We start from the raw sequence: 22127 nt of genomic DNA, 5'->3' as shown, positions 1-22127 counted from the left end.
AAACTGATAAAGAAAAGCTCATCTTATGGACTTTACTGAGGCCTTTATAGAACAAGGGGTGATTCAATTCGACAAACCAAAATACCGAGAGCGCAACGTCATCGAGTGCCTGTTGGCTGGCGGATGGCGCAATCGCAGTCTAGTCCCTTTGTTTCTATCAGGCTCGATATTTGTGGGAACCGGCTAATTTTGCGCTTAGGTGATGTGTTGCTTGGGTATTTTTTCGTGAGGGCTTCGTTTTTGGAGTGAATGTTTTGAATTCAAATACTTCGTTATTGGAAGAGATCGTCGTGAATCTCGGTGGGGATGATGACTTTATCGGGAATACTGTCCCGCTATCGACTGAGGATGAAATGCTTATAGGGCGGTTTGTACAGCAGTATTGCTGGGCGGATTTTAATGCTCGACGCGCCGTGAATTACCTTAGGCAGATTAACAGTGGGGATGCACGTAATTTTTCAGGAAATTTAAATGATACGGATGTGCTCACGCATCTGGCTTCTGAGGCAGCGTCTCTGAAGAATTTGCCAGCTGTCAAAAGTGGTTTGGTTGCATCAGCAAAAACGCTAGAGATGCACCGCGACTTGCGCCACCATTTCGCTCACTGGGCTGGCCGCCGGGCGAAACATCACAATGCCTTTGTGCTCCTGACCACTAATGCGCCTCAAGCTAAGAAGAAAGGGATAACTGCTTTGGAAGTCGGCATGTTGGGATTCGTCGTACTTTCTATTCATGATCTTGAACGGGAGATGGTAAATCTTATTTCTCATAATGAATACTTGGCGCAGGCTGTTAATTTTTTAGGTAACTACGCAAGAGATCCTGCGTCAGTATTATGATCTGGAGTTGCCAGGGCGGGGTTGCATGACTTTAAATTAATGGATTTTATGGTGGATTTAGCTTCCTTGTTTGCAAGGCTCAGGGTTTAGCGCTAAGTTCATGGATTATGGAGTTTCTTAGATGGCAAGTGCTGAGATTAAAAATACTCTTTGCCCCTATCTTGTCAAGCCGCTGACAGAGATTGAGCAAGTTAATAGGGAGCATGTGCTACCAGTAGGGATTGGTGCTCCAGAGTCATTTTATGTAGAGGCAGCTTTATCAGAAAATAGTCGCCTTAATGATCTGGTTGACGCTCCAATGATAAATGATCCAATTATTAAAATGTTTTGCATGATGGCCGATATTAACGGACGGTCTGGAGGCAAGGCTGCTACGATGCATGGAGAAACGGAGATCGGAGGTCGATTCACTGCAAATGTCACCAAAGAATCTATCGATTTTAAATATAGTAAGCCTGTTGAAAAAGATAAGGCTACCGGAAAAATTTTGGTAAAAGGCTTTGGTGAAGAGGTTTTTGGCGAGGCGGCTAAAATTGCCAAAAATATGGCTGGCAAGGGGAGGGAGATAAAAGATGATATAACTATGTTTATTCACAGTAAAGAGCGTCTGGATATGTCCCTTTATAGCGACTTTATGTTGATTATTCGTGAGGCAATCAAAGCAGCTTATCTGTTTACTGTGAAAGTGTATGGGGATATCGCAATCACTTCAAAGAGTGGCGCTGTATTTAGGGCCGCCTTTGAGGCTCGTAATGAAGAGAAACTAAAATCATCAGGGCTGTATTGGCAGAATCTTCCGGCCGATCATTACGAGCCTACTGTAAAGCTTGCTGTGAAGCATCATATGTTTGTTACAAGCTTGAAAGAAGATATGATGTATACTCAGGTGGTCCTGTTTGGCGGATTGTCTTTTATTTTTTGGACTCCGCGGGATGATATAGAGTTCGAGCATGATGGTTGTGGGCGACTGATTGATGCATCCAAACGATGCTTTATTGATAGGCCGGAGGATTGAAGTTGTATGCCATTTGGCTTGGGCGTCTAACTATTGAAATCCTGGCAGCGCCCCGTGCGACCTGAGTTTAGGCCGAACGGGCAGACTAATAAAAATGCTTACCGATAATCCGGGTTCCGCCGTCAACTGGGATGCTCTTTGTGAGCTTGTTGAATCTTCTGATCCCTTTTGAATACTGCTAAAAGAAGCCCTTAATATTTAAAGTACTTGTTTGTAGAGTCTAAGATTTTTTCAAACTGGTTTTTTATGATGGTGAGGTACCCAAATATTACGGATTTGTCTCTACCTTTCGTGCTAGGGGCTCTCAGGCCCTAGTGATGATCCCCAGGACTTGTTGTGAGCAATTACTCAGCTAACACCGTCAGAGCTGCGCGCCAACAGTGCATCAGCGCGTTTTTACACACTCTGAGCCGAAAGCCGCCGGTCGCGAACGGCAGCGATCGGCGGATTGTGTTGAAAAAGTCGGTCCTTCCAGATTGCTCGCGTACTGACTGCTGAAAACGCCTTTTTTGCGCGCAGCTACGCGAAATCCGAGCCCGGAATCCTCTGCTCAAAGTAAAGATTTCAATCTCAAGCGCGTACTTTTCTGTTGTGGAAACCATGGCCGACTGTTTTCAACAGAATCGGCGAAAAGCAGTCGTTCGAGATGTCTACGAAGCCAGGCCAATTCATACCGTTGGCAAGTTGGCTTGCCGGACCAGCACAGTCGTAAAGTGACGGCCGTCGCGTTAAAGACTAAAGAAGGATAAGAGTCAGACACTGAGGGACCTCACATGGAAAATGGGTGGGCCATGCTTTTGAATTATTGTCTGACCCCTGTTTTCCCTCAGGGGTGTAGTTTGCATGCATGCTCCGGGCATAACTGGCTGACTTGGACACCCATATTATTGATTTCTTCTATGTTTTCATCCCAGTCACTATCAAGAGCGTTAACCACTATAGCGCCTGAAACAAGTGCTACAGCTAAGAACTTTCGATCTGAAGGATCCATAGTATTTATGGGAAGTTCATCGAACCCTCTTTCTTGAACGTCATTAGGTGTTATGTTGACTCTTAAAACTCGCTGCGGGTAATATTGGTGATCATGTAGATATTTGAAGAACTCATCACCGACCTCAGGCTGCCCACTATAGTTTAGGTACTTCGCATATTCCTCAAGCATTAGTCCTAGCTCGTCTATTGCAATCAACTCTTTTCGAGCAACGACATCACTTAAAAAAACAACGCACGCGAGTTGACACTCTAAACTCGAATGTGTATTTTTTCCGTTTGCAGATATAGCAACATTAGTTTCAATTACTTTCATTTTTTTGCCAGCGCAATTTTTCTTTTAAGTGCTGCAGTTCTGGTGGCAGAAATCTCACCCATTTCGTCACCGAAAAAGTTATCTGGCCAGTTTTTTATGTCACCAAATTCAGTAAGCTCAAGCTCGGAAATAGTAGATTCACCGCGAACTTGGTCACAGAAGAATAACTTTATATCCTGTGATTCTGCCGTTTGCTCAGCAACTCTCCGCTGGAGGCGCCTTAAAATATGTTCGCTGTGGCTTTCTAGTATTACTTGCAATTTTCTCGTTTTTGAAACGGTGAGTATTAGGTCAGCAAAGCGGCTCTGGACAGACGGATGCAGATGAATTTCAGGTTGCTCCATAATAACTATGCTGCCTTCAGGCACATAGTAGAGCAACACAAGTGCTGGTAGAACTTGCGATACACCGAAGCCAACATCTGTAAGAAGAGCAGGAGCGCTGTACTTATCTTTTTTGACGTAAGCCCGATAAAGATTTGATCCTTCACCAATTTCAGAAATTTCAAACTCGTGTATCAGACCAAGTTCTTTTAGCCAATATGCAATCATCTCTTGAAAGCTTTTGTAATGTGTTCTGCCCCCAAGATTTCTTACCTCATTTCTAATAGTTGCCGAAAGCAGGGCGGCAACTGTGAGTTCCCCTTTTTTACCTACATCTAATGGGCTCGCGCCTGACCAAGAGTAATCGCGCTTTGGTGGTTCCCTTAGAGGGCCGAGATAATATAAATTATCCATAAAGGCTTCATATTCCGTCTCAAACAAGCTTAAGAAGTCGGAGTTTTGAAAATACGTTTTTGCTTGATCGGGAAACAGGTGTGTCTTCACTGGACCAGGAAGTGACCAAGCTCTGGCTTTTACTCTTTTAAATCGAAATTTTTCTTGCTCTTCATCTGTTCCAGCAATTAGTTCAAACTCGGTTGCCCCCTTTTTTTTAGGCCGCATGAAAAATGAATAGTCACCAAATACATATTCTAAGTACGTACAAAATACTTGTTTATTTTTTAAGTGCGCCTCGCTCCACATTGCAAGGTTGTTGTCCGACGCCAAAACATCAGTTCTCTTTCCGAGCGGGTCACTAATTGTTCTTTTTTTAGGCAGAGACCATTCTAAATACCACTCTATTACTTGTTGAACGTCATGTTTAAAAACAACATCCTGGAAGCTACCTAAGTTTATGTATTGCTCTGGGCCTCCGAAGTCTAGAACAAGGCCTCTGTCGGTAGCATTTTTGGTTTGTTTCAGGAGTAGTAAAAATTGCAACAAGCTACTCTTCCCAGAACTATTGGTTCCAAAAAGCCCAGTTACGTTGCCAAATACTATATTCAAGTCTTTCCATGACTTAAAATTTTTTACGCTTAGGTGCTTAAGCATATTTTCTCCGCGAATTTTATGGAGCTCATTTCTACACATCGTAACGTCAAGAGTTCTAAAAAACACCTTAATTTCTCTAGCTCTAACCCGGAGCTTTTTAGTATCAGTTACCGAAATCCCGGTGTGGATGGGATGCCCAGGTTAGGGGGACGCACAAAAATTGAAGCGGCCGCGGTGGTTCGCGCGTGGAAAACGTATTTGAATCACCACTGGTTATTTTCTAGGCGTCTTCGAATGACTACTTCTGGCCGTTCTCTGCCAGTCGCGTGAGACAGAAAGCGACCCAATATAGATAGTCCGTGTCGAACGCAACAAACCGTCGGGATGAATTACTCCCCGGATTGCAAGCGCTCGATAGCTTCGAGAAGCTGGCCGTCGAAGTACTCGGTTTCATCTCGTTCCTGGTCTTTCATGCGGCGCTTAGCCTCGATGAGCAGGTGTTTGGTCGCGATGTTCTGATTCAAAAAAGTAGCGACTATAAGATCATTCAAACTCTCTAGAGGTGTGTCCCATGCCTCCCTGCAACGCTGAATTAGTCCTGTGGGGGCATCCCCACTCCATGGACCTAAAATATCCGAGACTGCCAGGGTTGGAGGTCATGAGCCTGCCTTTGAGAGAAATTGAAGGGCTGGTAATTTCGCACGCTTGGGAGATTGATGAATAGCGAAATCGAATGCCCGCTTTTGGCCGATTGTGTTGAAAAAGTCGGCCATGGTTTCCGCAGCTGAAACGTACGCGTCCGAGATTGAAATCTTTACTTTCGTCAGAGGTTTTCAGACGCAGATTTCACGTAGCAGCGTGTATAAAAGGCGTTTTCACCGGTCAATGATCGGGCAGTTTTGGATGGCCGACTTTTTCAACAGAATCGGCCGATTTCTGCCTGCCGCCACCAGCAGTTATGGGCAGTTCACTGCCAATCATGGTTACGAAACGTGCTGGTCAGATCGAATGCAAACGGGTGGTCAACTGGAGTGCAGTATTCCAATTGGTATTCCAACTAGAAATCAAATTAGATATTAATGTTATAAATCAACAATTTACTAAACGGATTCAAATTACCCCGGCCCACCAATTGAGACACCAACGAAGCCCGCCTTGTGCGGGCTTTGTTGTTTCTGGCTGAATCGCAAGTCCCGCACGGGGCTGAAACAGGCCCCACGCCAGCGATCAGTACTTGATATCCCGGGCTGTGCGACGGGTATCCTGCTTGGTGCTGCGCTTGTCCTGGCGACATTCCACGTTGCTCTTGTCACTGCCCTTTCTGCAGGCATCCTTGGTTTGCCGGGCAGTGGAGCGCCCTTCCTGCCTGGTATCGCGAGCTTCACGCCGTTGTTCACCCTGCTCGGTCGCATAGGCGGGTAGCGTCACCCACTGCACGCCAGCGGCGATGAGCAGCGTCGCCAGGGCTTTCAAGTAGTGCTTGGGAATCATGATGTATCTCCAATTCCATTTCGCTCAGTCGCTTCGTTCGCTCAAGCAGGAATTCAGCGACAACCTGTATTACATCGTACGCTCACAACTCACAAAAGCACTTTGTGGCAGGTGAATTCTGACGATAGGATCACATAGGCCGTCGCGCCAGGCTGTTATGTGCATGGTGGCAATATGGGAATCGGTAACGGCTGAGCTATTTGATGCGGGTTTGCAGCCGACATTGATCACGGATTTGACGGTGGTGTCGTCACTGGACACCAGCGGACCCATCTCGACGCCTTCCTCACGTCCTAGGACATTTCCCGCAAAACGCATCGCCTTTCATGAACTGGCGGACGCAACTTCTCGACGATAGCCTTCAGGGGTCGCTGCAATTCAGCGATCGGCTTTGACAGGCTGAAAGTGTAATCTTCACACCTCCCAAATCAGACAGCATGCATTTGCGCATGTAGTCACGATTATGGCGGCTGTGCGCGGGGCACCTTCGGGTGCACCGGGTTCTCACACTTCCGGTCTGTCAACCCGCGTATAGCTGCCACCCAATCCTGTTTGACAGCAGGGGATGGCAGCTTCTCTAAACAGTGTGAGGAATGCCATTTTGAAAAAGAACAGCCCCAATCCCCCGGAAACCCCAGCTAATTTAGCTGAAGACAAAATCGACTTATCCCAACTCTCCAAAACCACCGAACCCGCCATCAGCGCCCGCCTGCGCAACCCCAATCACCTCGACCCCATCAGCCACGTTTTCACCCTCCGCCCCGACATCGACACACCGTCCCTGCTCACCCACGCCAGCGAAACCCTAGCCTCGCTCAACGTCATGAGCACCGACCTTGCCTGTGAACTTGAAAGCTCCCGTCGCAACATCGCCCTGGCAATTCAGCAACTGGCCGTGCTGGCGCAATTGCTGGTGAACCGGGCACTGGACAACATCGCGCCACTCGACGAAATGGAGGCTTGAGAAGGATCGATACATGCCGATGACCGGCATCGACTGCACCATTGCCTTGAAAAATGGACGGTCTCATTGAGGTCGTCCCACTCCAGATCCGCGATCATCAAGCACGCAACCGCTTAACCCCAACCCCCACCAATATCCCCAACACAATCGACACCAACGGCACCGCTCCCACCCAGGTCAGCGTCGGAAACACCAACAGAATCTGCGAGTCATTCCCACCGAGCATCATCGATGCCCCGGTCCCCATCACCACGCCCGCGAGCAAATGCCTGCCTGCTGTCATCGCTGCAAACCGCTGATAGCTGAACGTGCGGCGATGCAGGGTGTAACAGAGCATGCCCAGCATCAGCATGGCGAACACCGTCACACGCTGGGTGGTCAATGATGTGTCGCCCGCCCCCCAGAACGGTTGCGAGAGATCGTAGAAAAACACGCTGGGGGTCCACAGCGGTTCAAAGGTGTAAAGGGCGCTGGTCAACGCCCCCAGGAGCAGGCTCGACAGCACCAGGTGTTTGTCGCCGTGAATCCGGATCAGGAACAGCAAAATCAGCAGCACGATGCCAATGACCAGCCAGTAATGACGGCTGGTGATCATCGGCATTTGCAGCGCCCGGTGTTCGGTCAGCATGTTCAGGTGATGCCACAGCACGATGCCCAGCACCCAGCCGAGGATGGTGAAGACCTTGTTGAGGTTGCCGCTGGCGAGTTTGGTGAGGGTGCCGACGCTGCACCCGTCGTTGAGCACCGACGCGAGGCCGAACAACAACCCGCCACCGACCAGTGACAGATAGCCGACTTCAGGGATGAACAGAGGTTGACTGACGCCAGACAAGGCGTAGAGCGGTGCGAGCAACAGGCCGAACAAACCGCAACTGACCAGCGACACGAACAGGGTCGGCCGGCGCTTGAGCAGCAGCCCCATGGCATTGACCAGGCACATACCCATGCGCTGGGATACCCAGCCAATGAGGAACGCCAGCAGCAGCGAAATCAGCAGTGAATACACGGGCCTCCCTGTTTCCGGTGGTGGCATCGCGTCGATGCCTGACAATCAGATTAGTCGCTGGGCAAACACTTCCGATAAACCCGCAAAGCCCTTCTACACTCAATCCGCAAACGCCCTACAACACCTGTCGAATAGGCCCCCATGACCACCCTCACCGACCGTTTGAAGCAAGGCAAGGATGCGCGCAAGAAGTGCTCGCGCAGTTCGCAAGCGTCCCTGGGCAATGTCGATCGCGACCCGATTCCGCTGATCAAGGCGTCGAGTGAAGGGCGCGTCAAATCGCTGGTGGAGCTGCGCTACGGGCGCATGCTGGTGTCGCCGTTCACCTTCTATCGCGGCAATGCGCTGCTGCAGGCCCACGATTTGGCGGGCACCTCGAACATGGGGCTGGTTTCACCGATTTGCGGCGATTGCCACCTGATGAATTTCGGCGGTTTCGCGACGCCTGAGCGCAACCTGCTGTTCAGCGTCAATGACTTCGACGAGGCCCATCCCGGGCCGTGGGAGTGGGACTTGAAGCGTCTGGTGGCGAGTTTCCTGGTGGCGGCTCGCGACCTGCGTCATGGGGAAACGGTTGAGGAAACGGTTTGCCACCACGTCGTGGGCGCCTATCAGGAAACCATGCTCGAATGCGCCGAACAAAGTGCGCTGGAAACCTGGTACGAATCCATCAGCTATGACGACCTGCTGGCGCAGGCCAACAAAAGCACCCTGGAACACGTGGAGCGCGCCATCGCCAAGGCCGAACGGCGCACCCATGCTGAACTGCTGCCAAAAATCAGCGAGCGCGACGCCCATGGTCGTCTGATCATTCGCGATGACTTGCCGGAAATTTTCCACCTGCACAAAAACACCACGCTGCTGGATGCCGATGATGACTGGTTGCGTCTCTCGGACTGGCGCCCGCTCTACGACACCTTCATGCGCGACTATCGCGGCACCCTGCAAGCGGACCGCCGTGATCTGGTGTCGCGCTTTCACGTTCAGGACATGGCGTTCAAGGTGGTGGGCGTGGGCAGTGTCGGCACCCGTTGCCTGGTGGCGCTGCTGACCGACGATCAGGAGTTCCCGTTGTTCCTGCAATTCAAGGAAGCGCGGCGCTCGGTGCTTGCCGGCTACGTGAAAGCCAAGTCGCGGGTGCGCCATGAAGGGCAACGGGTGGTCGACGGTCAGCGCTTGATGCAATCGGCCAGCGACCTGTTCCTTGGCTGGACCACCGGTCCCAGCGGGCGTCATTTCTATGTGCGGCAATTGCGCGATATGAAAATCTCCGCCGAACTCGAGACCTTCGATGGCGAAGCGTTCGCGGCATACGGCCGGCTCTGCGGCCAAGCCCTGGCTCGCGCCCACGCCAAGGCATCGGGCCAGGCGGCGGTGATCAGCGGCTACATTGGCAAGAGCGACGCACTGGCCGACGCGCTTTATAAATACGCCCAAGGCTATACCGAGCAGAACGAGCGCGATTTCGAGCGGTTCCAGCAGGCCTGTCGCAAGGGCCGTTTACGTGCACGCTCGGAAGCCGATTTTGCCGCTGATCATTTGCCGTAACTGTGGCGCAGGCTCTGGCACGGGGGCTTTGATCGAAATGAATTTTTCTTCACCCCGCCGCCTCGCGCCAGCCTGTACATTTCACTCGCTCATTCAAGAAACTACGGTTTGCCCGCCCTCCCGCGGGCTTTTTTTTTGGAACTTTCACTGGTTTGGAGGCCCCCACATTGTTGACTCGGACGCGGTCCCTTGCAGGAGCTGGCTTGCCAGCGATGGTCGCTAACGATAACGCGCGTGAACTGGATAAACGCGGCGCACTTGAGTCCATCGCCGGCAAGCCGGCTCCTACAGTTTCCCGGGAATGCGTGAAGAACCTTTTTTTTGCCTGCGGGTTTGCGCCCATCACTGCGCCACCTGTGCAAGGCGCCCTTGCGGTTGCTCAGGCAGCAAACAGCCTTTGGCCATCCACTGGCAGTCCCGGGCCCAGCGAAAGCCCGACTCCAGATCGCCGCGGTCGTTGTAGTAGCCCAGCCTGAGTTGAGTGGCGCTCAGGTCGAGCTTGGCAAAACCGGCCCGCGAGGCGGTAAACGTGCTATCGGATGTTGGCGTATTCAAAGCATTCAACTTCTGGCCACCCGCCCCGGAAATCACCCAAGCCGGCTCACCTGCACGCAACAGCAATTGCTGGTTGTGATCATGACCTGACAGAAGCAGATCGACGTGGTTGCGTTCCAACACTGGCAAGAGCCGTGTGACCAGATCTGGCTCCTCTCCATGTCGGCCTTGATTGCGCACTGGGTGATGGGACGCTGCGATTCGCCATACCGGAGCCGGTCCGGGTGCCTGGAACGCCTGGTCGATCAAGTCGATTTGCTGCTGCAAACTCTCACGCGGCGCCGAGGTATCGAGGAACACCATTCGCACCAATGGCCGCCCGTCGACTTCACCGAAATCCTTGACGTAGAAATTCGCCGGCATCTGCCAGCGACCCGATCCCCTGTGCTGTTGGCCGTACTCAATCTCGTATTTTTGCGATACCGGGTAATCGTGGTTCCCCAGCACTGCGTAAAACGGCACATGGCTGAGCCAGTGTCCCCAATAGACACGTTCGAATCGGGTTTCCCAGTGGCGATCGCGAGTGCTGGTCAATGGCTTGCCGTAGAAGTTGTCGCCGAGAAAAACCACCATGTCCAGGCGCCCCTCTCGAGCCGCGACTCGTTCCATGGCCTGCCCCACACGCCACTGTTGCCAGTCACCGCTGCCTTGATCGCCCACAGCGATCAACGACGCCGACGTGGGGTCCAGGCCGCTCAGCGGAACATAAGGTGACGGCGGAGTGAACAACCAGTAGCCACCCGCGATGAGCAGAAAAATGAAGGCCACGCTTGAACCAGACATGATCCGTCGGAGCACCCGACGCCTGGCAGATTTGGAGGGGGAAGTTGTGCGATTCAATCAGGGAATCACCGGGCATCGAATGCCAAATTGGTTGGCGAAATGAAGGTCAACCTTCCCCCCCAATAGATCACAGCAGTTGTTCACGATTTGTTAAGAAATCGTTCCGTATACTTTTTTTCCAGCCTGTTTTTTTCGGCCTTCTTTTTCCGGTAGCCAGAAGTCATGTCGCGCCCTGTCCCACTACTGTTTGCCCTGTGTTCCCTGCTGTTTTTCTTCGCCCTTGGCAACCACCAATTACAAGGTTCCACCGAAGCGCGGGTCGCCGGAATTGCCATGGAAATGCACCTGGATAACGATTGGGTAACGCCGCGGCTTTTCAGCGAACCGTTTCTGGAAAAACCACCCCTGAGCCTGTGGCTTGATGCCGGGGCCATCCGCGCATTTGGCGGTACGCCGTGGGCCGTTCGCCTGACGTCCGCATTCGCCGGGTTGTTCAGTGTGATGCTGTTGTACGCCATGCTGCGTCGGCTCGGTCGGCCCGTCACTGTCGCGTGGACGGCCGCGATTTTGCTGGCGACCATGGCCAGTTACTGGAGCAACGTGCGCGGAGTCGGTGAAGATGCGTTGCTCGCCCTGGGAGTGAGCACCGCGCTGCTGGCGTTCCTTGCAGGGCAACGACAAGCAAGTATCAGCAATGGATTGCTGTTTGTGGCGGGGATCGCCATCGCGACCTTGAGCAAGGGTGTGCTGGGCCTGGCCATGCCGGGTGTGGTGATCTTCGCGTATCTGTTGGCTACCGGCCTGATGGACAAACGCCTGAACGTCGCGGGCTGGCTGCGGCCAGGCCTGTTGACGCTGCTGGGGTTGGTACCGCTGATGATCTGGCTTGCGATGCTGTACCAGCGTGGTGGTGCCCATGCCGTAACGGAGGTGTTGCTGACCAACAGCGTCGGTCGCTTCAGCGGTTCTTTCGTCGAAGCGGGGCATCACGAGCCGTACTATTACTACCTGGTCAAACTGCCCCAGGCATTCTTGCCCTGGAACATTCTGGTGTACCTGGGCCTGTGGCATTTCCGCAAAAGCCTGATGGCCAACCGTTACTTGCTGTTCTTCACCCTGTGGTTGCTGGCGCAATTTGTGATGCTGACGCTGGCATCCAGCAAACGTACGGTGTACCTGATGTCGCTGACGCCCGCCGCAGCAGTGATCGCCGCCGAGTACGCGAGCGTCCTGTTCGAGCGCCTGAAGTCCCGTGAAGGCACCTCGACCTGGATCGGCCACTTGGCCGGGCATCGTAACGGTCTGGCTGTTGGCACCCTGGCCGTGGTCATTAGCGGTTACTTCGCCGCTGCACAATGGGCGATGCCCCATGCCGACCGCACGTTGTCCTTCCTGCCGCTGACCGAGCAGATCCAGTCGATGCAGGCCATGGGGCAGCAAGTCGCGCTGTTCCAGGCCAATGAACGATTGGGCGGCGCCAGCGTGTTCTATACCCGCAGCGTGCTCAAGGGGCTCGATACCGAGTCGCAGCTTCATGAGTTTCTGAGTGCATCGCCTGATCATGTCGCGGTGCTCTCCGGCGACACTGAGCCTGCCGCGCCGCTGAAGGTGATCAAGACGATGATGGTGGGGCGTCAGGCCTATTACTTCGTTAGCCAGTGAAGCATCCGCCACGTGTAGGATCGTTGCTGCTTCCAACTCCTGAGTTCGCTGACATTTCCCCGGGCAACAAAAAACCCGCAACCCTTTCGGGGTGCGGGTTTTGCAGTTCAACGCTGACTCAATTCACGGGTTGAGTCTCGCCCGCCGGCACCGGTTGTTGTGCTTTGGAGAGCACCGGCTGTTCCAGCCTCGCTCGCCCATAGAACGCCAGCGCCGTCAGCAAACACGCCAGCCACACAAAGATCCCGGCCCAGAAGGTGTGGGACATGTAGTGCCAGCCTTGCAGTACCCGCGTTGTGCCGTAGATGAAACCGAGGGTCAGCGAGCCGTACATGATCGCTTTCGAATAGCGCCAGCGATAACGGCGAGCCACGAAGTACAACGCCAGCATGGTGAAACCGCCCGAGGCATGTCCGCCCGGCCAGCAGCGACCATCACCGGCGGTCTTGAGCAGTTTGAAATTCTCGTACCATTCGACGTGCTGCATTTTGCCGCCGTACAGGGTGGTCTCGATCGGGCAATACACGCTGGTGTGGCCCTTGAGGTAGTGAATCACCCCGGTGCTGATGGAAAACGCGAACACCACGTAGAGAAAATCGCGACGGTGCCGGGTGGCAAAGCGCAGTACCGGTGCGACCTTGATTTTTTCCAGGAACGCGATGATTTTCGAGTGCTTTTCAGCCTTCAGGCGCGGCCAGAGAAACGACAGCAAGGCGCCGATAATCGCGATTTCGCCGGTCCAGTTCGGGATGATCCGTGCCCATTTGTGGGTGATTTTTTCGAACAGATGGACCTGGTCCAGCGGGTAAGTCTGCGTCACCGGATCAAAAAAATAGTTGTTGAAGGCGATGTCGATCTTGGTCATGTCGAACATCAGGAACACCGCGACCGCGCAGGCCAGCGGAATACCGAAATTCACCCAGTAAAAGCGGTAGCGGGAAGCGGTCAGCATTGTGGATCCTGATTCAGAAAGATGTGGGAAAAACTCAATGAGTGCTCACCGAGCTCCAGTCAGAAGCTTCGATGAAGCCAAGCATGCGCGGAGTCTGCGGGGTTTCGGCGGAAATAAACAGAGAGGCGCCATAAGCCAGTGTCGAGGGCGACAACGTGAGATCTTTTTCCAGTTGCTCCATGCACTCGCTGTGGGTCACCAGAATCAGATTACGCCCGGCCACTTTATGCGCCAGCGCATCGCGCAGCATGGTGCCCTTGCAACTGATCAGCCAGTCTTCGCCCGTGCCAACCTTGTTGAACATGAAGTTGGCGGTCTGCGCGGTGCGCAGGATCGGGCTGTTGTAGATATCGGCCTTGTCCAGGCCAAGATGTTTGAACTGCGCACCGAGACTCTCGGCCACACTACGAGAGCGCTCGGTAATGCCATCGTTGCCGAGCAGGCAAGGCGCCGGGGAGTGATCGCAGCGTTCGACGTGGCGCACCAACACGATCATGTCGCCCTTGGCCCACCCCTTCATCAAGGCCTGTGCGCCGGCCACATTACCGTGAGCCAGGTCCGGTGCGGTGGCAGGACGCAGCAAAAACACAGTCAGCGGGATGACCAGCAGCGCCGAAGCCAACACCACCGCAGCGTTGCGATAACGGGCGAAGCGGTTCAGATCGATCGAGCGTTTTATCCCGAAAAGACTCAGTCTTAATTCCACATCAAGCCGCCTCGCCGGCACGCACCACCTCATTAGATCCCGGGAGGTTAAAGAAGCGTGCGTCGGTGGCTGGTGAAACTCATGTGAAAAAAAGCTTAAAAGCACTGTAAAAACCTTGTTACAGAATCCGTTCGGAAAAATCCTTTCAGCTACAGGGATTGCTGCCGATACATCCTGCTTACACAGCTTGGCGGCCCCCAAAAAAAACAATCTTCCAGCCAAACGACGATAAAGAAGCACTACGTTCCTGGAGGAATTTGATGAATAGCTGGTTCGGCAACATCAGCGTGAACCTGAAACTGGGCCTTGGATTTGGCCTGGTGCTGGCACTGACCTGCGTCCTCGCCTTGACCGGCTGGACCAGCCTGGGCGGGTTGATCGACCGCAGCAACTGGATGAGCGATATCACCCAGCTCAATGCCGGCCTGACCAAACTGCGCGTGGTTCGCCTGCAATACATGCTGACCAACGGCGACGAAACCGCCGCCCAGAGCGTGCAGACCACCCTCGACGCCTTCTCGGCCCAGCAGCAAGCCCTGCTGGCGAAGTTCAAGAGCCCGGAAAACCTCAAGCTACTGCGCGAGCAAGGCACCGTCATCGACGCCTACAAGACGTCCCTGGGCAAGATGCGCAACGCTTACCGCGCCGGCAACAGCGCCCGCGACGCCATGAGCGCCAACGCCGAAACCGCCAACACGCTGATCAATGACATCAACACCCGCGTGCAGCAAATGCCGCTGAGCGACCAGCGCTTCGAACAGTTCCAGGCCATCACCGCGGCCAAGGAAGCGTTCCTGCTGGCCCGCTACGAAGTGCGCGGCTACACCGCCAGTACCAACGCCGAAACCGAACAAAAAGCCGTCGGCCAACTGGACGCGGCCATCGCCAGCCTGAAACCGCTGAACGCGCATTTCGCCGATTCCCAGCAAGACGCCCTGCGTCAGCTGGAAACTGCGCTGGGCAACTATCGCAGTGCCTTGCAGGCCTACAAGAGCGCCAGCAATGACGCCGTGCAGGCGCGCAAGGAAATGACCGAGCAGGGCGCCGCCATCGTGTCCCAGAGCGATCAGCTGTATCAGATCCAGCTCGATCGCCGTGACGCCGAAAGCGCCCAGGCGCGCACCTTGCAACTGATCAGCACGCTGCTGGCCTTGCTGGTGGGCATCATTGCCGCCGTGGTCATCACCCGCCAGATCACCCGCCCATTGCGTGAAACCCTGGCGGTGGTCGATCGCATCGCCAGCGGTGACCTGTCGCAGAACGTGCTGGTCACCCGTCGTGACGAACTCGGCGTGTTGCAGCAAGGCATCGCGCGCATGGGCGTGACCCTGCGCGACTTGATCAGCGGTATCCGCGACGGCGTGACCCAGATCGCCAGCGCCGCCGAGGAGCTGTCAGCGGTGACCGAGCAGACCAGCGCCGGGGTCAACAGCCAGAAAATCGAGACCGATCAAGTTGCCACCGCCATGCACGAGATGACCGCCACCGTGCAGGAAGTCGCGCGCAATGCCGAAGAAGCTTCGCAAGCCGCTGCGGCGGCGGACGGCGAAGCCCGTGAAGGCGACAAGGTGGTCAACGAAGCCATCGCCCAGATCGAGCGTCTGGCCAGCGAAGTGGTGCGCTCCACCGAGGCCATGAGCGTGCTGCAACAGGAAAGCGACAAGATCGGCAGCGTCATGGACGTGATCAAGGCCGTGGCCGAACAGACCAACCTGCTGGCGCTCAACGCCGCCATCGAAGCGGCCCGCGCCGGTGAAGCCGGTCGTGGTTTTGCCGTGGTCGCCGACGAGGTCCGCGGCCTGGCCCAGCGCACGCAGAAATCCACCGAGGAAATCGAAGGCCTGGTGGCCGGCCTGCAGAACGGCACGCAACAAGTGTCCGCCGTGATGAACAACAGCCGCGTCCTCACCGACAGCAGCGTGGCGTTGACTCGCAAGGCCGGCGAGTCTCTGGAGAGCATCACCCGCACCGTGTCCAACATCCAGTCGATGAACCAGCAGATCGCCGCCGCAGCCGAACAGCAAAGCGCCGTGGCCGAAGAGATCAGCCGCAGCATCATCAACGTGCGCGATGTGTCCGAACAGACCGCGGCGGCGAGCGATGAAACCGCCAAGTCCAGCGTTGAGCTGGCGCGGCTGGGTGGTCAGTTGCAGCAGATGGTGAGCCACTTCCGCGTCTGACCTGTAGGAGCGAGCTTGCTCGCGATGGTGGCCAACGATAACGCGTGCATTCTGAATGATCGCGGCGCTGGCAAGTTTTTCGCGAGCGAGCTCGCTCCTACAGAGGGGGCTCAGCTTATCCAGGGATCTATCACTTCAACACCGCTGAACTCGAAATCTCGAACATTGCGGGTGGCTATGGCAGCCCCATGGCTTCGGCAAATGGCGGCAATTTGCGCATCTGCCATTGAAACCGCACGCCCATTGGCTTCAGCACCTGCTACCAGCGTTGCGTACTCGACAGCGGCATGAGCATCGAACGGCAAAATGCGTCCGGCAAAGTCCTCTTCGAACATTGCCATGGCATGGGCTTCAAGTTTTTGTTTGCGCTTGCCGGAAGGCAGGCGTGCGATGCCGTGGAGTATTTCCGCCACCGTTACCGCACTGACTGCCAGATCCATCGATGGCTGCGCATCAACCCAGGCAAGCACCCGGGCTTCAGGTTCGACTCGCATAAACTCTGAAAGAACGTTGGTATCGAGCACTATCATTCAGAAAAATCCACCGCCGTCGCTTTCTCTGAGCGTTCTGGCAGATCAAGCTCCACGCCTCCGAGAGCGCTGAACCTGTTGCGGATCCTGCTTCCAAGTCCACCGGCGCGATCAACAGTCGCCAAGGCCCGGCCCAGAATCAGGCGAGCCTCCTCTTCCATCGAATGTCCGTTATGAGCCGCCGTGATACGCAGCTGCTCCTTGAGCTTCTCATCAAGGTTTCTAATGGTGATGCTGGCCATGATGCCTCCTGCAATCAATGAAATCATTGATTGCAGGCTAGCACATCCTGGTAAACCAAACCCCGGCAATCTTCCCAATGGCCAATATCACCGCGTACCGCGCTGACGCAATGCCGACGGCATGAAGTACGCGTCTTCCGGCACCGGTTGGGCGAAGTCGACTGTGCCCTGCTCTTCGTTATCCAGGTTCTGCACGTAGTAACGACGCGCCTGCAAGTCATGGAAGACGTCCAGCGCGCTCCAGGTGGTGGGCAGGTCGTAGAAGTTTTTCAGGTAGGCCATCGACACCCGCCACAACTCCCCTCGTCCGTCGTATTGATCCACCAATGCAGCGCCCCAACTGTCCTCGTCGAGAAACAGCACGCGCTTGGAATAGATATGCCGCGCGCCCGGCTTGAGCGTGCCTTCGACCACCCAGACCCGGTGCAGCTCATAACGGGTGAATTGCGGGTTGAGGTGGCCCGGTGTGAGCAACTGCTCGTACTTCACCTCGGGGCTACCGACTTTGTAATTGTTATAGGGAATGTAGACCTCTTGCTTACCCTTGAGCTTCCAGTCGTAGCGGTCCGGCGAGCCGTTGAACAGGTCGGTATCGTCCGCCGTGCGCAGGCCGTCGGATGAGGCGATCGGGGTGTCATACGCAAGGTTCGGCGCCCGCCGCACACGGCGCTGACCGGCGTCGTAGACCCAGGCCTGACGCGGGTCCTTGAGTTGGTCCAGGGTCTCGTGAATCAGTGCCGCACCGCCCGCCAGCCGGGCCGGGCTCTTAACGAACGCCAGGTAGTAGAACAGGATGTTTTTCAGGTCGGCAAACTGCCCGCCCGGGCGGTAATAATTGAAGAGCCCTTCCTGTTGCGAGGTCACCAGCGCGAAGCTGCCGTTGCGTTGCACCGGTGCTTCGGAAGCACGACGGACCACATAGATGCCGCGATAACGGGTGATGTGGTTCCACAGCACCTCGACCCCGTCCTTGGGCACCGGGAACGGCACACCGCCATAGGCATCGGCAAATCCGGTGCCGCCATCGAGCAGCTTGGCCGAGGTCGCGTTTTTCAAGGTGTTGTCATACAGCCACTGCGGCGCCGAGCCCGAGCGGCGAGAGGGATAGACCGGCATCTGGAAGGTGTCGGGGTAGCTGTTGAACAGGGCGATCTGACCCGGGCTGAGGTGGGCCTTGTACTGATCGAGGTTGGCCTTGGTGATGGTGAACAGCGGCTTGTCCGCCGCATAGGGGTCCAGGTGATGCTGGCCAGGCTTGTAGCCCGCCGGCGCCTGGGTGATGCCGCCGGTCCATGCAGGAATGGTCCCGGCCGCATTGCCGGCACGTTCGGCGCCCAGCGGCGTCAGCGTGGTTTTCAATTGTTCGGCCAGCTGGGGCGTGATCGCGGCGAGTGCGCTGCCGGCGGTCAGGCTCAGGAACAGCGCCAGCGTGGTCTTGGTCAATCGTGAAGTGTGAAACATGATCGTTCTCCGAAATAAAGGCCGCAGGTCTGCAACACACAGCAGATCCCCTGTGGGAGCGGGCTTGCTCGCGAAGAGGGCGGCTCATCCAGCACAGATGTCGCCTGATACACCGCTTTCGCGAGCAAGCCCGCTCCCACAATGGGTTTGCGTGCAGCAATCAAAGGAAGTACTTGAGGTTGAAGCCGACGTTGTCGCGGTCACGCAGACCGTTGTTCTGTCCGCCGCCGTAGAACTCGGTGTATTGCAGCTCGGCCTCCAGCTTGTTCTGGTAGTTGGCCTTGATCCCCAATGTGTAGGCCTTGCGGCCTTCGATGGTGTTGCCCGCCTGATAGCTGTTGCCCTGGAAGTCGTCCTTGTAGACCACGTAGGGTGAAACGTTGACCCCGGCATACACGTCGTTCCAGGTACCGTTGAACATCACCGTGTAGCTGTAGGAGTCGCGATTGACCTGGTCGTCGCGGTCACCGCCAGACACATACGACGTGTTGCCGGTACCCGCGTAATAACGGGTGCTGCCGTCGTAGGCGGTGTATTGCAGGCTGCTGCCGCGCAGGTGCTCGGAGGCCAGTTCGAAGACGCCAAACATCGAATCGAACGACATCGTCGGACCGAAGTTGTAGATGCTGCCCAATGAGGTGTTGAACGCTTCGACGCGCTCGGCGTTGTTGATCTGGCTGTCGAGGGTGACCATCTGCCCCCCGACGTTGATGGCCTTGCCGGTCACCGCCGTGGCGGCACCGTTGGCCAAGTCGCCAATCAAGTCGTTGGTGGCCGCAATGCCGATGGGCAGGTTAGGCCGATAGGCCACTTCGCCGAACACCGATGCATCACCCAGCGTGGTGTTGAAGCTGAAGCCGTACATGCGGATGTCTTCGGCATAGCGTCGATGCGCCTGAATGTTGCCCATGACATCGGCAGTGGCCAGACCGTTGGCGAGTGCCCCTGCCTGACTGCCGGCAACGCTGGCCAGCATGTTGGTCAAGGCGTTCATGTCGATGCCCTTGTAACCGCCCAGGTCAGCAGCAACGGTCGGCTCCTTGGCGTGGTAATTGACCATATACAAGCCGAACTCGGTGCTGTTGAGTTCTTCAGCGATGTAGCGAAAGGCGAATCCGAACTGGCCATCGTTGCGTGCGTTGTCATCCTTGCCGATGGTCGCCACCTTGAGGGTGTTGCCGAAGGCCGGGGTCACACCATTGGCGTACAGGCCGGTGCTTTTCAGGGCCGGCGCCAGCAAAGGGTTGTTGCCCAGTGCGCTGTACAGGCCAATGACGTTGCCAAACCCCGGCACCGGCGTGTCGAGGGCCGTACCACTGAAGTTGTTGTAAGCGGTGTTGCCACCGTCGGCGAACAAATCGGTTTGTGAATAGAACGTACCGACCGGGTCGATGCGGGTTTCCTTCCAGTTGGTCTGGTAAAAGCTTTCCATGGTCAGGCTGTCGGTCAAGCCGACATTGAAGCTGATTGCCTCCACCGGAATCAGCACTTCCTTGACCTCTGAACCCGGCAAACGGTATTTGGCCGCGTCCACCGGGTTGGTGGTATTGACCCCACCGCGATAGAAAATCCCCTCACCCCAGTTGAACACCTGGCGCCCGACACGCGCGGTGACCGGCATCTGTGCGACGTCCCAACTGCCATGCACGTAGGCGTCGAGCATTTCGATCCGGCTGCCGGCGATGTCGCGGGTCTGGCTGGTGAAGTGATCGTCCTGCGGGTAGCTCTGGCTCGGTTGCGACGGGTTGTTGTTGTCGTAGTAGTCGTTGCGCTTGTCCATCAGTTGCGTGTCATAGAACGCGGTGCCACGCACGAACAATCCGTAGTTCTGATAGTTGGCCTCAAGTTCCGAAGTGATCTTGTACACCTCGGAAACCAGCCCGGTATCAAAGTTGCGATCACCGTCGTTGGTGTTGATGTCGTCGTTGTTTTTGTCCCGACCCTGGACCCGCCACAAGCGGCCATAAGACAAGGTACTGTCGAACGAACCCGTGACTTGTTGGTCCAGCGCACTGAATTCCACAGCGTGTGCGCTATCGACTGCGCACAGTTGCAGCAGCCCGGCCAGGCCGACGCCGGGGAGCGCCATGCCAGACAGGCGCAATCGAGTGTTGATCATGTGTTCCTCCTTCCCTGTTTTTATTTTTTTGGTCATGAGCGAAAGCTATGGCGCCAATCCCGCACGGGCATAAATCCGGCTGTGGGCGCCGAAATGCCCCAGCAGCTTGAACAGTTGCCGGTTCAGTTCCGGGTGATCGAAATTTTCCCGCTGCACTTGATTGCCGCTGCTGAAATCGCTGGTGATCGGCGCCGTCTCGAGCCACTGCCCGATGGCTTTGTCAAACACTGCGCTGTCGTCAACAGACTCGGCGCTCACCACGTCGCGCAGGTAGTCCACCGAGTACGGCGGGTAATGGGCGTCCTGGGCAGAATCGGCATAAGCGTCGAGCATTGGATGGGGCTGACCGGCGCGCAGCAAACGACGCAGCCAGGTCGACTGATACTTCTCCACTTCCATGTGCCGGGTGGCCACCCGTTCGATGGCCGCCTGCTTGTCGGCAGCGAAACCGGCCAGTGCCTTGCCCTCCAGCAGAAGAAGATTGGCGAGGTCGACACCAGGCAATGGCTTGGCGTGATAAGGCTGGGTCAGGTCCTGAATGTGGTGCAGGCCCCAGCCGAGAAAGCGATAGCCCCAGTAGGAATGGCCGGTGGCAAAGGCCAATCGCGCCAACCCCATGTACTGGTAGGCGCGCCAGTCCGGCCAACTGCGTTGGAGGAATCCGGCAGCGGCGTACACCACCGCGCTCTCATGGAAGAAGCCCATATGGAACGGTGCCTGGGAGCTGTACTGAAACCGCGCGTCACCGAAGGGCTGCGGGCCGAAGCCGTACAGCACGCCCACCTCGCCTGGGTTGTCGCTGAACAGGTTGATGTCGTGGCCGTAATCCGGCTCATCGGCAGCGCTGGCCAACACGGCCAGGGGCGTGACTTGTTCGTTGTCGGTCACGCGGATGAAGCGCTGGCGATTCCACGGCGAGAGGGTTTGCTCGACCATGACCTGCTCGGCGCTCAGGTGTTCACGCTCGGGCAGATCCTTGCCGGGCAACGGCTGGATGACCATCGCCAGATGAATCTGTGGATTGATCCGCAGCGCGGTGAGGAAATCGTGGCGCAATTTATCCCCGGGTACTGCTGGCAATCGCAGGTTGTCGGGGCGCGGCGGGTATTGGGCGAAGTGTTCGCGGGCGAAGCGCTCCTGCTCGTCGAGCAACGCGCTCACGGCCTCGTATTGCTGTGAGAGAAACTGTTCCAGCGGTTCGACCTTGACCTGCGGTGCGTCGCGCAAGGCCGGCAGGTCCTGCAACGCCAGGTAGCTGCCCACCGTATGGTTGGACCAGCCCCAGGCCGTCGGGGCCGTTGCACAAAACAGCAACAGGAGGAATTTCAGCTTCATTGCCTGGTTCTTATTGGATGTGCCGTGGGGGTTGAGCCTAACAACCGACCCGGGCCCTGACACTGTCCGATCTCACCAGAAAAGTTCTCCGATAGCGCCACGCCTCGGCGCAAAAAACAC

19 protein-coding genes and 1 pseudogene are annotated in these 22127 nt (G+C 55.8%); 8 read left to right on the top strand and 12 right to left on the bottom strand.

The features are described from left to right. Positions 1–254: 254 nt before the first annotated feature. Together KGA88_RS07695 and KGA88_RS07690 are read left to right on the top strand one after the other, a co-directional pair. Positions 255–839: a hypothetical protein gene (locus KGA88_RS07695; RefSeq protein ID WP_147307233.1), complete on the top strand. Its 585-nt coding sequence runs from the start codon at positions 255–257 to the stop codon at positions 837–839. Positions 840–960: 121 nt separating this feature from the next. Next, positions 961–1854 (top strand): hypothetical protein, encoded by an 894-nt coding sequence (locus KGA88_RS07690; RefSeq protein WP_115948369.1) that lies wholly within the window; start codon positions 961–963, stop codon positions 1852–1854. Between the two features lie 826 nt (positions 1855–2680). Here the strand turns inward: KGA88_RS07690 and KGA88_RS07685 are convergent. Next, positions 2681–3160, bottom strand: a complete 480-nt coding sequence (locus KGA88_RS07685; protein ID WP_115948371.1) for a hypothetical protein — start codon at positions 3158–3160, stop codon at positions 2681–2683. Then, positions 3157–4533, bottom strand: a complete 1377-nt coding sequence (locus KGA88_RS07680) for an AAA family ATPase (protein WP_115948372.1) — start codon at positions 4531–4533, stop codon at positions 3157–3159. Before KGA88_RS07680 ends, KGA88_RS07685 begins: the two co-directional genes overlap by 4 nt. Before the next feature lie 299 nt (positions 4534–4832). On the opposite strand from KGA88_RS07680, the gene KGA88_RS07675 reads away from it, so the two are divergent. Then, a complete protein-coding gene (locus tag KGA88_RS07675; protein WP_147307234.1) occupies positions 4833–5033 on the top strand; it encodes a hypothetical protein in 201 nt (66 codons plus the stop codon). A gap of 667 nt (positions 5034–5700) precedes the next feature. Here the strand turns inward: KGA88_RS07675 and KGA88_RS07670 are convergent. Continuing rightward, entirely contained in the window at positions 5701–5964 is a 264-nt protein-coding gene (locus KGA88_RS07670; RefSeq protein WP_110657621.1) for a hypothetical protein, read from the bottom strand. 601 nt (positions 5965–6565) lie between these two features. On the opposite strand from KGA88_RS07670, the gene KGA88_RS07665 reads away from it, so the two are divergent. Then, positions 6566–6928, top strand: coding sequence for a DUF6124 family protein (locus KGA88_RS07665; protein ID WP_223589998.1), 363 nt, complete (start codon positions 6566–6568; stop codon positions 6926–6928). 97 nt (positions 6929–7025) lie between these two features. Here the strand turns inward: KGA88_RS07665 and KGA88_RS07660 are convergent, their stop codons facing one another. Next, a complete protein-coding gene (locus KGA88_RS07660; RefSeq protein ID WP_110657625.1) occupies positions 7026–7934 on the bottom strand; it encodes a YeeE/YedE thiosulfate transporter family protein in 909 nt (302 codons plus the stop codon). Between the two features lie 141 nt (positions 7935–8075). Here KGA88_RS07660 and KGA88_RS07655 point away from each other — a divergent pair, with 141 nt between their 5' ends. Further along, positions 8076–9482, top strand: a complete 1407-nt coding sequence (locus KGA88_RS07655; protein ID WP_223589996.1) for a DUF2252 domain-containing protein — start codon at positions 8076–8078, stop codon at positions 9480–9482. 342 nt (positions 9483–9824) lie between these two features. Here the strand turns inward: KGA88_RS07655 and KGA88_RS07650 are convergent, their stop codons facing one another. Further along, positions 9825–10820, bottom strand: coding sequence for a metallophosphoesterase (locus KGA88_RS07650; protein ID WP_223589994.1), 996 nt, complete (start codon positions 10818–10820; stop codon positions 9825–9827). 222 nt (positions 10821–11042) lie between these two features. On the opposite strand from KGA88_RS07650, the gene KGA88_RS07645 reads away from it, so the two are divergent. After that, positions 11043–12482: an ArnT family glycosyltransferase gene (locus KGA88_RS07645; protein ID WP_223589992.1), complete on the top strand. Its 1440-nt coding sequence runs from the start codon at positions 11043–11045 to the stop codon at positions 12480–12482. Between the two features lie 118 nt (positions 12483–12600). On the opposite strand, the gene KGA88_RS07640 is transcribed toward KGA88_RS07645, so the two are convergent. Both KGA88_RS07640 and KGA88_RS07635 read right to left on the bottom strand, forming a co-directional pair. Further along, on the bottom strand, positions 12601–13434 hold the full coding sequence (locus KGA88_RS07640) for a phosphatase PAP2 family protein (RefSeq protein ID WP_110659746.1): 834 nt from the start codon (positions 13432–13434) through the stop codon (positions 12601–12603). Between the two features lie 34 nt (positions 13435–13468). Continuing rightward, on the bottom strand, positions 13469–14140 hold the full coding sequence (locus tag KGA88_RS07635; protein ID WP_110659747.1) for a histidine phosphatase family protein: 672 nt from the start codon (positions 14138–14140) through the stop codon (positions 13469–13471). 260 nt (positions 14141–14400) lie between these two features. On the opposite strand from KGA88_RS07635, the pseudogene KGA88_RS31730 reads away from it, so the two are divergent. Then, positions 14401–15414, top strand: a pseudogene (locus KGA88_RS31730) (methyl-accepting chemotaxis protein); the annotation flags it as partial. A 42-nt stretch (positions 15415–15456) separates the two neighbouring features. Then, positions 15457–16320, top strand: coding sequence for a methyl-accepting chemotaxis protein (locus KGA88_RS31725; protein WP_411740837.1), 864 nt, complete (start codon positions 15457–15459; stop codon positions 16318–16320). 110 nt (positions 16321–16430) lie between these two features. Here KGA88_RS31725 and KGA88_RS07625 read toward each other — a convergent pair whose 3' ends face one another. From KGA88_RS07625 to KGA88_RS07605, 5 genes are all read right to left on the bottom strand, one after another. Beyond that, on the bottom strand, positions 16431–16850 hold the full coding sequence (locus KGA88_RS07625; RefSeq protein WP_223589990.1) for a type II toxin-antitoxin system VapC family toxin: 420 nt from the start codon (positions 16848–16850) through the stop codon (positions 16431–16433). Beyond that, positions 16847–17092 (bottom strand): FitA-like ribbon-helix-helix domain-containing protein, encoded by a 246-nt coding sequence (locus tag KGA88_RS07620; RefSeq protein WP_046038645.1) that lies wholly within the window; start codon positions 17090–17092, stop codon positions 16847–16849. The genes KGA88_RS07625 and KGA88_RS07620 overlap by 4 nt, the downstream gene beginning before the upstream one ends. An 87-nt stretch (positions 17093–17179) precedes the next feature. Then, positions 17180–18553 (bottom strand): DUF1329 domain-containing protein, encoded by a 1374-nt coding sequence (locus KGA88_RS07615; protein ID WP_223589988.1) that lies wholly within the window; start codon positions 18551–18553, stop codon positions 17180–17182. Between the two features lie 160 nt (positions 18554–18713). After that, on the bottom strand, positions 18714–20672 hold the full coding sequence (locus KGA88_RS07610) for a DUF1302 domain-containing protein (RefSeq protein ID WP_110659751.1): 1959 nt from the start codon (positions 20670–20672) through the stop codon (positions 18714–18716). A gap of 45 nt (positions 20673–20717) precedes the next feature. Further along, positions 20718–22007 carry a phospholipase gene (locus tag KGA88_RS07605; protein ID WP_223589986.1) on the bottom strand — a complete coding sequence of 430 codons (1290 nt, stop codon included), beginning with the start codon at positions 22005–22007 and terminating at the stop codon, positions 20718–20720. Positions 22008–22127 lie beyond the last annotated feature (120 nt).

Origin of the sequence: Pseudomonas sp. A-R-19, from assembly GCF_019956575.1 — a bacterium.
Taxonomy (GTDB): domain Bacteria; phylum Pseudomonadota; class Gammaproteobacteria; order Pseudomonadales; family Pseudomonadaceae; genus Aquipseudomonas.
This window is presented reverse-complemented; position numbering and strand designations above follow the sequence as displayed.

Bases quoted from the DNA above. Each gene is read 5' to 3' on its own strand.
- KGA88_RS07615 (WP_223589988.1), bottom strand. From the start codon at position 18,553: ATGTTTCACACTTCACGATTGACCAAGACCACGCTGGCGCTGTTCCTG.
- KGA88_RS31725 (WP_411740837.1), top strand. From the start codon at position 15,457: ATGGGCGTGACCCTGCGCGACTTGATCAGCGGTATCCGCGACGGCGTG.
- KGA88_RS07610 (WP_110659751.1), bottom strand. From the start codon at position 20,672: ATGATCAACACTCGATTGCGCCTGTCTGGCATGGCGCTCCCCGGCGTC.
- KGA88_RS07605 (WP_223589986.1), bottom strand. From the start codon at position 22,007: ATGAAGCTGAAATTCCTCCTGTTGCTGTTTTGTGCAACGGCCCCGACG.
- KGA88_RS07670 (WP_110657621.1), bottom strand. From the start codon at position 5,964: ATGATTCCCAAGCACTACTTGAAAGCCCTGGCGACGCTGCTCATCGCC.
- KGA88_RS07625 (WP_223589990.1), bottom strand. From the start codon at position 16,850: ATGATAGTGCTCGATACCAACGTTCTTTCAGAGTTTATGCGAGTCGAA.
- KGA88_RS07650 (WP_223589994.1), bottom strand. From the start codon at position 10,820: ATGTCTGGTTCAAGCGTGGCCTTCATTTTTCTGCTCATCGCGGGTGGC.
- KGA88_RS07620 (WP_046038645.1), bottom strand. From the start codon at position 17,092: ATGGCCAGCATCACCATTAGAAACCTTGATGAGAAGCTCAAGGAGCAG.
- KGA88_RS07640 (WP_110659746.1), bottom strand. From the start codon at position 13,434: ATGCTGACCGCTTCCCGCTACCGCTTTTACTGGGTGAATTTCGGTATT.
- KGA88_RS07690 (WP_115948369.1), top strand. From the start codon at position 961: ATGGCAAGTGCTGAGATTAAAAATACTCTTTGCCCCTATCTTGTCAAG.
- KGA88_RS07645 (WP_223589992.1), top strand. From the start codon at position 11,043: ATGTCGCGCCCTGTCCCACTACTGTTTGCCCTGTGTTCCCTGCTGTTT.
- KGA88_RS07655 (WP_223589996.1), top strand. From the start codon at position 8,076: ATGACCACCCTCACCGACCGTTTGAAGCAAGGCAAGGATGCGCGCAAG.
- KGA88_RS07680 (WP_115948372.1), bottom strand. From the start codon at position 4,533: ATGCTTAAGCACCTAAGCGTAAAAAATTTTAAGTCATGGAAAGACTTG.
- KGA88_RS07685 (WP_115948371.1), bottom strand. From the start codon at position 3,160: ATGAAAGTAATTGAAACTAATGTTGCTATATCTGCAAACGGAAAAAAT.